We start from the raw sequence: 12,527 nt of genomic DNA, 5'->3' as shown, positions 1-12,527 counted from the left end.
GCGGTTGGGATGGCTGGGGAGTGGCTGGGATGGCTGTCGGCGTCGGCGGCTCCGGGTGGTCAGCGCCGTTCGCAGATCATCGGCAGCGGGCCCGCCTCCAGCGTCGCCCTCGGCTCCGGACGAAGCCGGGTGCCGGGCACCGGACGCAGCCGCCACCCCGCCGCGACGGCCGCGACGATGAGGGTCGTCTCGGTGAGGGCCAGGACGTCGCCGATGCACTTGTGGCTGCCCGCGCCGAACGGCAGCAGCGCGCCGCGCGGCACCCGGTCGGCCCGCTCGTCCGCCCAGCGCCCGGGGTCGAACGTGTCGGGGGAGGGGAACAGCTCCGGGTTGCGGTGCATGGCGTAGGCGCTGTAGAGGACCATCGCGCCCGCCCGGACGGGCACGTCGCCGAGGCGGATGTCCTCGGCCGCCACCCGGGTCGCCATCCAGGACGGTGGGTAGAGGCGCAGCGCCTCGGTGATGACGTCGCGGGTGTAGGGGAGGGCCGGCAGGTCCTCGTAGCCCGGCGTCCGGTCCCCCAACGCCTCGTCGACCTCGGCGTGCACCCGCTTCTCGACCTCGGCGTGGGTCCCCAGCAGGTGGAAGACGAAGGCCAGCGTCGAGGCCGTGGTCTCGCTGCCCGCGACGAGGAAGGTGATCACCTGGTCCTGCAGTTCGCGGTCCGTGAGCCGCTGCCCGGTGACCGGGTGCTCGGCGCGGAGCAGCGTCGACACCAGGTCGTCCCGGTCGGCGGGGGACCGCCGCCGCGCGTCGATCATCGCCGCGACGATCTCCCGCAGCCGGGCGTTGGCGTGGTCGTAGGCGCGGTTCGCGGGCGTGGGCAGCTTCTCCATGACGCCGAGCGGGGCCATGGTGCGCTTGTAGATGCCCCGGGAGACGGTGCGCAGGCACTGCCGGGCCTCCTCGACCGTGGCGTCGTCGAGGCCGGCGGAGAACAGCGTCCGGGCGGCCACCCGCATCAGCAGGGCGTGCATCGCGTCGCTGATGTCACGAACCTCCCCCGACCGCCACTCCGAGACCACCGACGTCGTGTCGTCCGCGACGGCGCGCGTGTACTCGGCGATCTTCTCCGGGCGGAAGGCGGGCTGGATGAGTTGGCGTTGCAGCCGGTGCTCCTCGCCGCGGGACACCGACAGACTGTTGCCGAGGAGCTGCCGCGCCTTGTCGAAGATCCCGCCCTTGTCGAAGACCCGCGGGTGCAGCAGCACGTGGCGGACCAGCTCCGGGTGGGTGACCAGGTAGGCGCGGGCGGGGCCGATCCGGATCTCCACCACGTCGCCGTGCCCGGGCAGTGAGGCCACGAAGCGCAGCGGATCACGCCAGAGCGGCAGCACGTGTCCCAGCAGCGGGCGGGCGCCGGGGGCCACGCCCGTTCGGAAGGAGCGGTCCGCCCACGGGGACTTCGCGTACGACGACATGCGGAACTCCTATCGAATGAACGAGTTGACGTCGTTCACGGGCGCCTGGTATCGCCGGTCGGCCGTCGTCCACACGAAGTTGCCGTGCAGGAGGTCCAGCAGGACGTCCCGCGTGGTTCCGTCGAATGCCTTGATGCATTCGATGTCCTCCGTCATGTCCGTCAGCCGCGCCTCGAAGAATCGCTCGAAGTCGGCGTCGTCCGCCACGTCGCACAGCCGGAAACAGTTGGTGATCTGGCCGAGCGCGTTCTCCCGCTCGTAGGAGTAGAAGTCGTTGACGATGGCGAGGCCGCGGGTGGTCATCCGGGCGGCGAGTCCGGTCTTGGCGTGCTCGGTGAACTCCGGATGGCGATAGATGGGATAGGACATCCGCATCCAGAAGTCCACGCCGACGTCGGTGACCCGGAAGCGGAAGTACTGTTCGGGCGAGGTGTTGCAGAGGACCTTCTTGATCGGCGAGTCGCGGAACATGTGGTCGCTGGTCACGAACGCCCGCGCTCCCTCGTAGGCGAACGCCGCGTCCTCCCTGTCGTAGTAACGCTCGCACACCGCGGCCAACTGGGGGAGAAAGAGGTCGAAACGATGGAGCGCGGGGTCCATGTCGTCCCATACGAAGGTGACGCAGTTGAGCACGCAGACGGCCTTGAACGCCTCCATGTCCTTGACGTGCCGGGCGCTCTGGGACCACCGCACCACGCCCATGTACGAGATCCAGCGCCGGTCGGAGACCGTCTTCCCCAGCGGCGCCACCGCGCGGTTGCAGACGTCGATGACCTCGCGCAGCTCGGCGTCCGTCATCGGCACCTGCTCCGCCTGGTACCCCAGATGCTCCGCGAACAGCGCGGCGAACCGCTCGGTGCACCCCGGAAGGTGACGCGCCATCCCGGTGCTCCGGGAAGCGCTGTCGGCGAGGGGTGCGAGATCAGGCGTCATGACGTCCTCCTTGTCGCTGAACGGGCGAGATCCTGCAGGGCGTCGATCGCCTCAGCGGTGAACGGGGCCTCCTCCAGCGCCTTGACGGACTGCCGGTAACGGGCCTCGATCATCTCCTCCACGGCGTCCCTGGCGCCGGTGTCCGCGAAGACGTCCCTGACCTGTTCGGCGCCTGCCTCGTCCAGGCCGGGGTCGCCGATCAGCCGGCGCAGCCGGGCGGCCTGCCTCGGGCTGGCGGCGCGCAGGGCAAGTGCGACGAGGGCGGTGTTCTTGCCCTCGCGCAGGTCGTCGAGCGTGGACTTCCCGGTTCGGTCGACGTCGCCGTAGACGCCCAGCAGATCGTCGCGGAGCTGGAAGGCGTCGCCGAGCGGGATGGCGTACGCGGTGCAGGCGGCCAGGGTCTCCGCGTCCGCGCCCGCGAGCACGGCACCCAGGTGCAGCGGTCGCTCCACCGTGTACTTGGCGGTCTTGTACCGGTTCACCGTCAGGGCGGTGTCCACGTCGTCCGAAAGCTTTCCGGTGTCCCGCAGATCGAGGTACTGCCCGAGCATCACCTCGTTGCGCATCTCGTCGATGATCGGGAACACCGCGGCGAACTGACCCGGGGTGAGATCCGCCCGGTGCAGGATCTCGTCCGACCACGTGAAGGCGAGGTCGCCCAACAGCAGGGCCGCGCTGGCCCCGAAGCGTTCGGCCTCGGGACTCCGCTCGCCTCCCGCCAGCCGCCGATGGGCGGTGGGACGGCCGCGGCGGAGGTCGCTGTTGTCCATGAGGTCGTCATGAATGAGGGCGAACGCGTGGAACATCTCCAGCGAGGCCGCGGCCTGGATGACCGGTTCCCTTTCCCCGGTGCCGCCCGCCGCCACCCACCCGATCACCGTCAGCACCGGACGAATCTGCTTTCCTCCGGTGAGGAACTCCAGTAGGACGTCGGGAAGGCGTTCGGTCCGCGAACTCAGCGCTTCCCTTCTCTTCTCCGCGAGGAAGTTCCGCAGGAAACGGGTGACGGCTTCTCGGGTATCCGCCGCGTTGATTCGTGCGAGATGCGTCGTCGTCGGCGTGCTCATCACTCTGTCTCCCGTGAAGGTTAGCTCGTGCCGGTAAGGGAGCTTTCGGGGAAGGTCAAGAGAAGGAAGAAACCGACCGGATGACGGTGGGGAATGATCGGGCGGCAGCATAGGCAGGGCGTCCGCGCGGATGCCACGGTTGTCGCCCAGCAGTAGGGGTTGCCCTAGTAGTGCACCGGGGCGCGCCGCGACGGGGTTTCGAATGGTTCGCTGGCTGGTCATGGGGAGGAGGACGTCCACGTCGGGACTTCCGAAACCACCTCGAGAAGGGACCAACGGACCCATGCACGCCGTTTCCTACACCGCCCAGTGGATGGCCGCCGCCCGCGCGCTGGAATCGGAGCGGGAGGACGCGCTGTTCGCCGACCCGTTGGCGGGTGCCCTGGCCGAACCCCGGGGCTCCGAGATGATCGAACGCTACGCCGGCGGCGGACTGCTCCCGTTCATCTCCATCCGCACCCGCTTCCTCGACGACGCGATCGGCGACCTCCTGGCGGACGGCGCCGTCCGCCAGGTGGTGCTGCTCGCCGCCGGCATGGACACCCGGGCCTACCGGCTCGCCTGGCCCGAGGACGTCGACCTGTACGAGGTCGACCACGGGCCGCTCCTCGCGGAGAAGCGGCGCCGCCTGGCGGAGCTCGGCGCGCGGCCGGCCGTGCGCCGGCACGAACTGCCCGCCGACCTCACCCAGCCGTGGCTGCCCGCGCTGGAGGAGGCCGGCTTCGACCGGTCCCGGCCCACCCTGTGGATCGCCGAGGCGCTGACGTTCTTCCTCACCGAGGAGCAGGCGGCCGCGCTGCTGCGGCTGCTCGCCTCCGCCTCCGCGCCCGGCAGCCACGTGGCGCTGGACATCCTCGGCGCGGGGCTGTTGCGCAACCCGTTCTCCCGGCCCTTCCTGGACCGGCTGGCCGCCGACGGCACCCCGTGGATCTTCGGGACCGACACCCCCGAGACGTTCCTCGCGGCCAACGGCTGGGAGGTGCTGAGCCTCAGGGAGCCCGGCCAGCCGGGGGCCGGCGAGGGCCGCTGGCCCTACCAGGTCCAGCCCCGCGACCGGCCGCACGCCAACCGGCTGTGGCTGATCCGCGCCCGCCTCGCGGCGAGGTGACGCCCGCACCCGCCGCGCACCGAGAAGGAGGCCAACCCGCCGGCGCACTTAACTAGGGCATCTTCTAGCTCCCGGCGGCAACGGTGACATCCCCGCGGGCCCCCCGCCTATTCTGTGGCCGCCTCAACCCCCTCCGGCAGCCGGTCGGTTCTCTCCTTCTCGTGACCTTCCCCGACCTTCCCCCGACGATCCCCCAGGAAGGAGCTGTGCCGATGGCGACGACGGTCAGGCCGGTGAAGCTGGATCTGCACCGGCTCGAAGCGATGGCGGAGTCCGACTACTACAACCCCTACACGGTCTTCGACTGGCCGGAGGCCCTGGAGGAGGACCGGCCGTGGATGAGCGAGGACCTGGTCACGCTCGCCGGAACGGAGCGGTGGGACGCGCTCACCCGTGACCGGCAGCTCGCCCTGACCCGGCACGAGGCGGTGAACTTCTTCAGCCTCAACGTGCACGGCATCCGCGAGCTGCTCAGCGAGGTCGTGCTCCGCATCCACACCAGGACCTACGCCGACGCCTCGGAGTTCCTCCACCACTTCATCGGCGAGGAGAACGAGCACATGTGGTTCTTCGCCACCTTCTGCCGACGCTACCTCGGCAGGGTGTACCCGGCGGTCCCGCAGCTCGGCCCGGGGCGGATCGAGGGGGTCGGCGAGGCCGCCGGCGAACTGGTGATCTTCGCGCGCATCCTGATCTTCGAGGAGATCGTCGACCACTTCAACGCCCGGATGGCCAAGGATCCGGAACTGCCGGACATCGCACGGGAGATCAACCGGGTGCACCACCAGGACGAGAGCCGGCACGTCGCGTTCGGGCGGCACCTGTTCACCCAGCTCCTGGACCAGGTCAGGGCGGACCGTCCGGAGGACATCCCGGTGCTCGCCCGGTACCTGGAGCGGTACCTCGAGTACAGCGTCCACAGTCTGTACAACCCGGCGGTCTACCGGGACGCAGGACTGGACGAGCCGCTGGAGCTGCGGCGGCACCTGCTGGCGCACCCGGCCCGCCACGCCGCGCACGACCGCATCCTGCTCCGCACCCGGAAGTTCCTGGCGCGCAACGGCCTCGACGTGCGGGGAGCCGCGGCATGACCGACGACAGCGTCTCCCGGATCCTCACCTTCATCCACCAGCGCAACCCCGAGGTGGGCGAGCTGGGCCTGGACGACGACCTGATCGACCGCCGGGCGGTCGACTCGCTGGCGTTCGTCGAGTTCCTCTACCTGCTGGAGGAGCTGAGCGGCGAGACCATCGACCCCGAGGAGATCGACGTGGAGGACTTCCGCACGCTCCGGCGCATCAGCGAGCGTTTCCTCGCCGGAGTGGCGCACTGATGGGCGCCGCCATCGAGCGCACGGACGACGGACTGGCCGTGCTCGACGCCGACGAACTGCGCCTGCTGCGCGTCCTCGACGGCCTGATCATCTCCTGGGCGGAAGCGCAGGGCGCCGAGGAGCGCCGCTATCCCTTCCTGCTGCGGCCGCGGGACCTGGAGGACGTCGACTACTACGAGAACTTCCCGCATCTGGGGCTGGCCGCGGCGGCGGCCGACCCCAAGCGGCTGGCGGACCTGCGGGCCGACCGCGGGCACCCGCTCGGCGCGCTGCCGGCCGACGTCCTCGACGACGCCGCCCTGGCCCTGCCGTCCGCCGCCTGCTACTCGGTCTACTTCCACCTGCGCGGGCAGACGCTGCCCGCGCGGGAGAACCGGGTCACCACGCTCGCCACCTGTTTCCGCAACGAGACGCGCTACCAGGGGCTGCGTCGGCAACTCGGGTTCTCCATGCGCGAGATCGTCTTCGTCGGCTCACCGGAGGGCGCCACCGAGCACCTGCGGCGGAACAAGGAACGGGTGCTCGCCCTGGCCGACCGGCTCGGACTGGCGATGACCACCCAGGTCGCCACCGACCCGTTCTTCGACAGCCGGGGCCCGCGGGCCACCATGCAGCGACTCTTCCCGGTGAAGGAGGAGTTCGTCGTCGACGACCTCGCCGTCGGCTCGGTGAACTACCACCGCAACTTCTTCGGAGAGCGCTGCCGGATCACCCTGCCGGACGGCGCGTTCGCCTCCACCAGTTGCTGCGCGTTCGGGCTGGAGCGGTGGGTGCACGCGCTGACCGCCCGGTTCGGCGACGCCCGGGACGCCGCCGAGGCAGTCCTCGAAGCCGCGTGAGAACGCCCCGCCCCTCGCTAACGAAGGTGAACCGATGACCGACACGACCGTCGACGACGCCATCGAGACCGGCACCGTCCAGGTGACCGACGACGTCCAACTCAGCTACGAGCGACGCGGCTGCGGCACCGACCTCGTCCTGCTCAACAACTTCTTCGTGGACCGCAAGTCCTGGCGCGCGTACACCGAGGACCTGGCCGCGGCCGCCCAGCTCACCGCCTACGACCTGCGGGGCCAGGGCGACTCCAGCCCGCAGCACGGCGAACCGGTGTGGCAGGACCACGTCACCGACCTGAAGGCGCTCTTCGACGCCCTGGGCATCGAGAAGGCGTTCCTGGTGGGCACCTCCTTCTCCACGCTGATCTGCCGGGACTTCGCGGTGGCCTACCCGGAGCGGGTGCACGGCCTGGTGCTGGCCAGCCCGGCGCTGAGCCCCTACGGCGGCCAGCGGCTGCGCCGGCTGATGAAGTCCTGGCTGAAGACGCTCGACACCTCGGGCCTGGGCGCGTTGCATGACCACGTGTATCCGCTGGTCTGCAGCGACCGCATGGTGGAGCAGGTGGGCGCCGCGGGATTCCTGGGCTACAAGCAGAACTTCCTCGGGCTGCACACCGTGGAGTCCCTGCGGTCCGGGCTGTTGGCGTCGACGACCGCGCCGCTCGACCCGGAGATCCTCACCCGGGTGCGACAGCCGACCCTGCTCTTCGTGGGCGGCGACGACTTCTCGCTGAGCCTCGACGCCACGGAGCGGCTGACCGAGCTCATCCCGGACGCCACGTCGGTCATCGTGCCGCACGGCGGGCACGCGGCGTTCGTCGAGGAGTCCGAGCTGTTCCAGAAGGAGGTGCTGTCCTTCGTCGGCCGGGTGCTCGGAGCGGGGGACTGACGGGGGAGTGAGGCACCCGGCGTTCAGCCCGGTGTTCGGTCCGGCGGATGCCGGGATCCGCGCGGCGGCCCGTGCCGGGACGAGCGGTGAGCTGCGGCTGCCGGCCCCCGGCGGCCCGGTGCGCGTGCTGCTGGAGACCGCTCGGGTCGAGCCGCCCCACACCGTCGCCGAACAACACCGCGCCGGCCGGCGGGCGGCCGGCGCGGCGCTGCGGCGCGCGGGCAGCGCGGTGACGACCGTGGGCCGGAGGGCCGACGGCGCCCCCGCGTTCCCGCCCGGCTTCGCCGGCTCCCTCACGCACACCCCGGACCTCGCCCTGGCGGCCGTCGCGCCGGACGCCCGCGGGATCGGCGTCGACGTGGAACCCCGCCTCCCCGACGCGCGACTGCACCGCTTCCTGCTCGACGACGCCGAACGGGCCCTGCTGTGGCCCGACCGCGACCGCTCGGCACTGCGCACACTGTTCGCCGCGAAGGAGGCCGCCTTCAAGGCGCTGTCCGAATGCCACCCGGCGCACGGTGGGCTCTTCTGGCGGATCCGCCTCCGCCCGCACGCGGATCGGCTCTGGGCGCGCGCGGGTGACCGCTACGCGCTGGTCCACCACTCCGACACGCCCGGCTTCACCCTCGCCGTGGCCGTCCGACTCGACGACCCGCCCCCGGAGGCGGTCCGGCGCGCCCACACGCCCTGACGGCCGCGGCACCGGGAGAAAAGGGAGACGACCGGGCCCTTCCCCCGTCACCTTCGGGCCTTGCCGAACCCGCCGCGGCGGCGCTGCACTGGATCAGGGCAGAACCCCAGCGCAGCCGAGGAGACAGCGCCATGAGGAACCACATGACAGCGGACCCCCGGGCGGACGGCATGACCCCGCCGGTCCCACCCGCGACCCGAGCGGAGGCCGCCGCCCCGCTCGTGCGCCGCATCCGGCAGGGGATCATCGGCGACGACGAGGTGGTGGACGGGCCCTACGGGCACCGCCGCGTGGTCTACGCCGACTACACCGCCTCGGGGCGGTCGCTCGACTTCGTCGAGGACTTCGTCCGCGAGCAGGTGCTGCCGCGCTACGCCAACACCCACACCGAGAGCTCCTCCAGCGGCCTGCAGACCACCCGGCTGCGGGAGGACGCCCGCCGGATCGTCCGCGACGCCGTCGGCGGCGGCGAGGACGACCTGGTCATCTTCTGCGGTTCCGGCGCGACGGCCGCGGTCAACAAGCTGGTCGGCATCCTGGACCTGCGGCTGCCGGCCGGACCGGCCGATCGCCAGCGCCGCCTCGACGCCCTCCCGCCCGACCGGCGGCCCGTGGTCTTCGTCGGGCCGTTCGAGCACCACTCCAACGAACTGCCCTGGCGCGAGTCGACGGCGGACGTGGTGCCCGTCGGCGAGGACGCCGACGGGCACATCGACCTCGCCGAGCTGGAGGCCCACCTCGTGCGCCACGCCGATCGGCCGTTACGCATCGGCAGCTTCTCGGCCGCCTCCAACGTCACCGGCATCCTGTCCGACGCCGACGCCATCGCGCGCCTGCTGCACGCCCACGGCGCGCTGTCCTTCTGGGACTACGCGGCCGCCGCCCCGTACGTTCCGATCCGGGTGGCCGAGAGCTGGCCAGGCGCCGGCGACCACAAGGACGCGGTGTTCTTCTCCCCGCACAAGTTCGTCGGCGGTCCGCAGACCCCGGGTGTCCTGGTGGTGCGGCGCGAACTGGTCCGCGACCGGGTGCCCACCGCGCCAGGCGGCGGCACCGTCAGCTTCGTCACCCCGCTGGGCCACCGCTATCTCGACGACCCCGTGGCCCGCGAGGAGGGCGGCACCCCGGCGATCGTCGAGTCGGTCCGCGCCGGGCTCGTCGTCGCCCTCAAACAGGCGGTGGGCACCGACGTGATCCAGGACCGCGAGGAACACCACTGGCGGCACGCCCTGCGGGCCTGGGCCGGCAACCCCGCCATCGAGATCCTCGGCAACCGCGAGGCCCGCCGGCTGTCCATCGTCTCCTTCCGGATCCGCTACGGCGCCCCGGACCCGCAGCGCTACCTGCACCACAACTACGTGGTGGCGCTGCTCAACGACCTGTTCGGCATCCAGGCCCGCGGCGGCTGCTCCTGCGCCGGCCCCTACGGCCACCGGCTGCTCGGCATCGACGCCGCCACCTCGCACGCCCTGGTGGACGAGATCGGCCGCGGCTGGGACGGCATCAAACCCGGCTGGGTCCGCGTCAACTTCAACTACTTCATCACCGACACGGTCCGCGACTACCTCGTCGACGCCGTCAGCCTGTGCGCCACGCACGGCCACCGGCTGCTCCCCGACTACCGCTTCGACGCGCACACCGGCCTGTGGCGCCACCGCCGACGGCCCTCCCACCCGACGCTGCGCCTGGCCGGCCTGACGTTCGGCCCCGACGGCCGGCTGGGCCCCACCGACCCCCGCACCCGGGCCGGGGAGGACGTGCTCGCCGACCAGCTCGCCCTGGCCCGCGACCTGCTCGCGGCCCGCCCCGACCGGCTGCCCGACGGTCCCACCGGTCTGCCGGAGGCCGTCGAGCGAAGCGAGATGGGGGTCCCCCCGGCCGAAGGCTGGGGGAGGCTGCGCTGGTTTCCGCTCCCGCCCTCCTGCACCGAGCAGGACGCGTGACGCCGGCGGGACGGGAGCGGAGCCGGAAGCGGGCACGGGAGCCGGGGCGGCTCAGCCGAACTCGTACGGGCCGATGTCGATCGCCGCTCCCCGGACGCGCGCGGCCCCGCCCACGTCCGTGGTGAAGCCCGGGCTGTTCGGCGGCGCGCCCGCGTCGACGACGTCGGCCCGTTCGGCGCGGGCGGCGAAGTCGGTGAAGTCGTCCGGGTTGACGGCGGCGACCGGGGCGTCCGGGTTGCCCTCGAAGTCCTCCCAGTCGCTGGCGACGGACTCGTCGACCAGCTCGACGTTGGCCGTGTCGTCGATCAGCGCGTCCTCGCTGCCGTCCGCGTAGATCGACCCGCCGGCGGTGACGAGGACGTTGTTGCGCAGCATGACGTCCGTCGTCTCCAGGTCATCGACGGTGCTGTGGAAGGTGAGCACGTGCCCGTCGACGCCGCCGCAGAGGATGTTGTTCTCGATCACCGCGCCGGTGACGCTGCCGAGTTCGATCGTCTGGCTGCCGAACGACTCGCAGACGTTGCCGCGGAAGGTGAAGCCGCGCACGTCCGCGTTCGGGCGTCGCTCGTTCTGCATGATGAGGCACTGCCCGGAGACCCGGACGCAGTAGTTGTTCTCGATCGTCACGTCGTACGACTCGACGACCTCGTCGCTGTCCTGGTACGTCTGGACGCAGTCGGCGTGCGGTTCCCCCTCGCCCTTGGCGGCGTTGAGGTCGTGGATGTAGTTGTTGCGGATCAGGTGTCCGGTGCCCCACACCCGCATGCCGTCCACGTCGTCGTTGCCGTCCGTGGACCACAGGTCGTAGATGTTGTTCAGCTCGACGGTGATGTTCTCGCCGCCCCAGAGGTAGATCCCGAAGTTGTTGGTCCCGGTGACGGTGTTGCCGGAGACGAGGACGTCGCTCGCGCAGGAGTCGGGGTGGCAGGCGATGGCGTAGTGGATGTTCTTGCCCCGGACCATGTTGTTGACGATCTCGTGCCCGGTTCCGCTGAACCTGATCCCCGTCGACGGGTCGTCCAGCTCGTCACCGACGACGGTGAAGCCGTCGATCACCGCGTCGCTGCCGCTCACCACGATGTTCCGCACGGTGACCACGCCGTTGGCCCGAACGGTCACGGGCTTGTCCACGGTGAGCGTGACATCCGGATAGTCGCCGGGCCTGACGCAGACGACGTCACCGTCGTCCGCGTCGTCCACCGCCTCCTGCGGGTCCGCGTCGACGAGGACCGTGCAGTCGTCCGTCCTCGGGTTCCCGTTCCCGTCGGTGCCGTAGGCGTAGCCGTCCTGGCCGTCGCCGTCCCCGTCGTCGTCACCGCCCGCGCTGCCCCAGATCTCGACCTCGGTCAGGCTGTTCCAGTCGCCCGGCTCGCCCTCGTCGTTCGCGTAGCCCCTGCCGAGGTAGCGCACCCGGGAGGTCTCGACGGGATCGAACGCGAACGACTCCAGGCCCGTCGTGGCGCCGCTGCTCTCGTCCTCGACGACGGTCACCCACGCGGAGCCGTCCCAGTACTGCAGCTCGAAGACGTTCCGCCGGGTGGTGCCCTGGTACACCGCGAGCTTCACCTCCGAGACGGTCATGGTCGAGCCGAGGTCCAACCGCAGCCACGCGCCGTCGCCCTCGCCCGACCACCGGGTGTCGTAGTCGCCGTCCACGACGTTCGCCGGCCCGTTCTCGTCGCTGGTGCTGGCCGTGACGGCGTCGGGGCTGGGGGTGATCTCCACGTCGGCGGCGTGCGCCGCCGACGGGAGGGCGAGCACCGCCGCCCCCGTGGCGAGGGCGGCCAGCACCGCCCCCAGTCGCCGGGCCCCGGACAACGAACGAGGGTGGTTCACGGAGTCCTCCTGCTCAGTCGCGCATGACGGGACACCAGGCGGACCACTTCCCTCCTGGCCAGCGCCGAGCGTGCCGGACCCGGCCCGGGACCCCTCTCGCGAACCGGCCCCCCGTCGATCAGGGCCGGTCGGCCTCCAGCCAGCGCAGGATGTCGGGCGTCGGAAGGTCCGTGCTGTCACTGAACTCGCCATGCTTCGTCAGGTACTTCGCGACGAAGGGGCAGACCGGCACGATGCGCCTGCCCGCCGTGCGGGTGTCGCTGAGCGCCTCGTGGACGAGGCGGGAGGCCAGGCCGCGCCCGGCGAAGGCGTCGTCGATCTCCGTGTGGTGGAAGACCCGCTGGCCGTCGCGGTCGCGGTAGGCGGCGAAGCCGGCGGTGGTGCCGTCGAGCAGGATCTCGTAGCGGTGCCTGGCGGCGTTCCGCTCGACGATCGGGGCGGCGTCGGGTTGGTTCGGCTGCGTCATCGGG

At 71.4% G+C, this 12,527-nt stretch carries 12 protein-coding genes; 7 read left to right on the top strand and 5 right to left on the bottom strand.

Annotation, left to right across the window (positions count from 1 at the left end; all coding sequences use genetic code 11):
* Positions 1-59 precede the first annotated feature (59 nt).
* From ABGB06_RS15015 to ABGB06_RS15005, 3 genes are read right to left on the bottom strand one after another with little or no spacing between them, the layout of a single operon-like run.
* Positions 60-1,421 (bottom strand): cytochrome P450, encoded by a 1,362-nt coding sequence (locus ABGB06_RS15015; protein ID WP_347589343.1) that lies wholly within the window; start codon positions 1,419-1,421, stop codon positions 60-62.
* 9 nt (positions 1,422-1,430) lie between these two features.
* Positions 1,431-2,354: a terpene synthase family protein gene (locus ABGB06_RS15010; protein ID WP_347589341.1), complete on the bottom strand. Its 924-nt coding sequence runs from the start codon at positions 2,352-2,354 to the stop codon at positions 1,431-1,433.
* Positions 2,351-3,421, bottom strand: a complete 1,071-nt coding sequence (locus tag ABGB06_RS15005; protein WP_347589339.1) for a polyprenyl synthetase family protein — start codon at positions 3,419-3,421, stop codon at positions 2,351-2,353. The genes ABGB06_RS15010 and ABGB06_RS15005 overlap by 4 nt, the downstream gene beginning before the upstream one ends.
* A 283-nt stretch (positions 3,422-3,704) precedes the next feature.
* Here ABGB06_RS15005 and ABGB06_RS15000 point away from each other — a divergent pair, with 283 nt between their 5' ends.
* The 7 genes from ABGB06_RS15000 (at position 3,705) to ABGB06_RS14970 (ending at position 10,221) form a co-directional block, all read left to right on the top strand.
* Positions 3,705-4,529, top strand: a complete 825-nt coding sequence (locus tag ABGB06_RS15000; protein WP_347589337.1) for an SAM-dependent methyltransferase — start codon at positions 3,705-3,707, stop codon at positions 4,527-4,529.
* A gap of 212 nt (positions 4,530-4,741) precedes the next feature.
* The gene (locus ABGB06_RS14995) at positions 4,742-5,620 is read left to right on the top strand and encodes a diiron oxygenase (protein WP_347589335.1); all 879 of its coding nucleotides are present in this window, start codon (positions 4,742-4,744) and stop codon (positions 5,618-5,620) included.
* Positions 5,617-5,862 carry a phosphopantetheine-binding protein gene (locus ABGB06_RS14990; RefSeq protein WP_347589333.1) on the top strand — a complete coding sequence of 82 codons (246 nt, stop codon included), beginning with the start codon at positions 5,617-5,619 and terminating at the stop codon, positions 5,860-5,862. The genes ABGB06_RS14995 and ABGB06_RS14990 overlap by 4 nt, the downstream gene beginning before the upstream one ends.
* Positions 5,862-6,701, top strand: a complete 840-nt coding sequence (locus tag ABGB06_RS14985) for a hypothetical protein (RefSeq protein WP_347589331.1) — start codon at positions 5,862-5,864, stop codon at positions 6,699-6,701. The genes ABGB06_RS14990 and ABGB06_RS14985 overlap by 1 nt, the downstream gene beginning before the upstream one ends.
* A 34-nt stretch (positions 6,702-6,735) precedes the next feature.
* Positions 6,736-7,587, top strand: a complete 852-nt coding sequence (locus ABGB06_RS14980; protein ID WP_347589329.1) for an alpha/beta hydrolase — start codon at positions 6,736-6,738, stop codon at positions 7,585-7,587.
* Positions 7,588-7,594: 7 nt separating this feature from the next.
* Positions 7,595-8,278, top strand: coding sequence for a 4'-phosphopantetheinyl transferase superfamily protein (locus ABGB06_RS14975; RefSeq protein WP_347589327.1), 684 nt, complete (start codon positions 7,595-7,597; stop codon positions 8,276-8,278).
* A 143-nt stretch (positions 8,279-8,421) separates the two neighbouring features.
* Positions 8,422-10,221 carry an aminotransferase class V-fold PLP-dependent enzyme gene (locus ABGB06_RS14970; RefSeq protein ID WP_347589325.1) on the top strand — a complete coding sequence of 600 codons (1,800 nt, stop codon included), beginning with the start codon at positions 8,422-8,424 and terminating at the stop codon, positions 10,219-10,221.
* 51 nt (positions 10,222-10,272) lie between these two features.
* Here ABGB06_RS14970 and ABGB06_RS14965 read toward each other — a convergent pair whose 3' ends face one another.
* Both ABGB06_RS14965 and ABGB06_RS14960 read right to left on the bottom strand, forming a co-directional pair.
* Positions 10,273-12,057, bottom strand: a complete 1,785-nt coding sequence (locus tag ABGB06_RS14965) for a discoidin domain-containing protein (RefSeq protein WP_347589323.1) — start codon at positions 12,055-12,057, stop codon at positions 10,273-10,275.
* Positions 12,058-12,175: 118 nt separating this feature from the next.
* Positions 12,176-12,523 carry a GNAT family N-acetyltransferase gene (locus tag ABGB06_RS14960; RefSeq protein WP_347589828.1) on the bottom strand — a complete coding sequence of 116 codons (348 nt, stop codon included), beginning with the start codon at positions 12,521-12,523 and terminating at the stop codon, positions 12,176-12,178.
* Between the last annotated feature and the right edge of the window lie 4 nt (positions 12,524-12,527).

Origin of the sequence: Streptomyces sp. B6B3 (assembly GCF_039871525.1) — a bacterium.
Classification (GTDB): Bacteria; Actinomycetota; Actinomycetes; order Streptomycetales; family Streptomycetaceae; genus Streptomyces.
This window is presented reverse-complemented; position numbering and strand designations above follow the sequence as displayed.

What these genes read in the sequence shown, in the direction of transcription:
- ABGB06_RS15010 (WP_347589341.1), bottom strand. Translation starts at nt 2,354, where the DNA reads ATGACGCCTGATCTCGCACCCCTCGCCGACAGCGCTTCCCGGAGCACC.
- ABGB06_RS15000 (WP_347589337.1), top strand. Translation starts at nt 3,705, where the DNA reads ATGCACGCCGTTTCCTACACCGCCCAGTGGATGGCCGCCGCCCGCGCG.
- ABGB06_RS14990 (WP_347589333.1), top strand. Translation starts at nt 5,617, where the DNA reads ATGACCGACGACAGCGTCTCCCGGATCCTCACCTTCATCCACCAGCGC.
- ABGB06_RS14985 (WP_347589331.1), top strand. Translation starts at nt 5,862, where the DNA reads ATGGGCGCCGCCATCGAGCGCACGGACGACGGACTGGCCGTGCTCGAC.
- ABGB06_RS15005 (WP_347589339.1), bottom strand. Translation starts at nt 3,421, where the DNA reads ATGAGCACGCCGACGACGACGCATCTCGCACGAATCAACGCGGCGGAT.
- ABGB06_RS14980 (WP_347589329.1), top strand. Translation starts at nt 6,736, where the DNA reads ATGACCGACACGACCGTCGACGACGCCATCGAGACCGGCACCGTCCAG.
- ABGB06_RS14960 (WP_347589828.1), bottom strand. Translation starts at nt 12,523, where the DNA reads ATGACGCAGCCGAACCAACCCGACGCCGCCCCGATCGTCGAGCGGAAC.
- ABGB06_RS14970 (WP_347589325.1), top strand. Translation starts at nt 8,422, where the DNA reads ATGACAGCGGACCCCCGGGCGGACGGCATGACCCCGCCGGTCCCACCC.
- ABGB06_RS15015 (WP_347589343.1), bottom strand. Translation starts at nt 1,421, where the DNA reads ATGTCGTCGTACGCGAAGTCCCCGTGGGCGGACCGCTCCTTCCGAACG.
- ABGB06_RS14995 (WP_347589335.1), top strand. Translation starts at nt 4,742, where the DNA reads ATGGCGACGACGGTCAGGCCGGTGAAGCTGGATCTGCACCGGCTCGAA.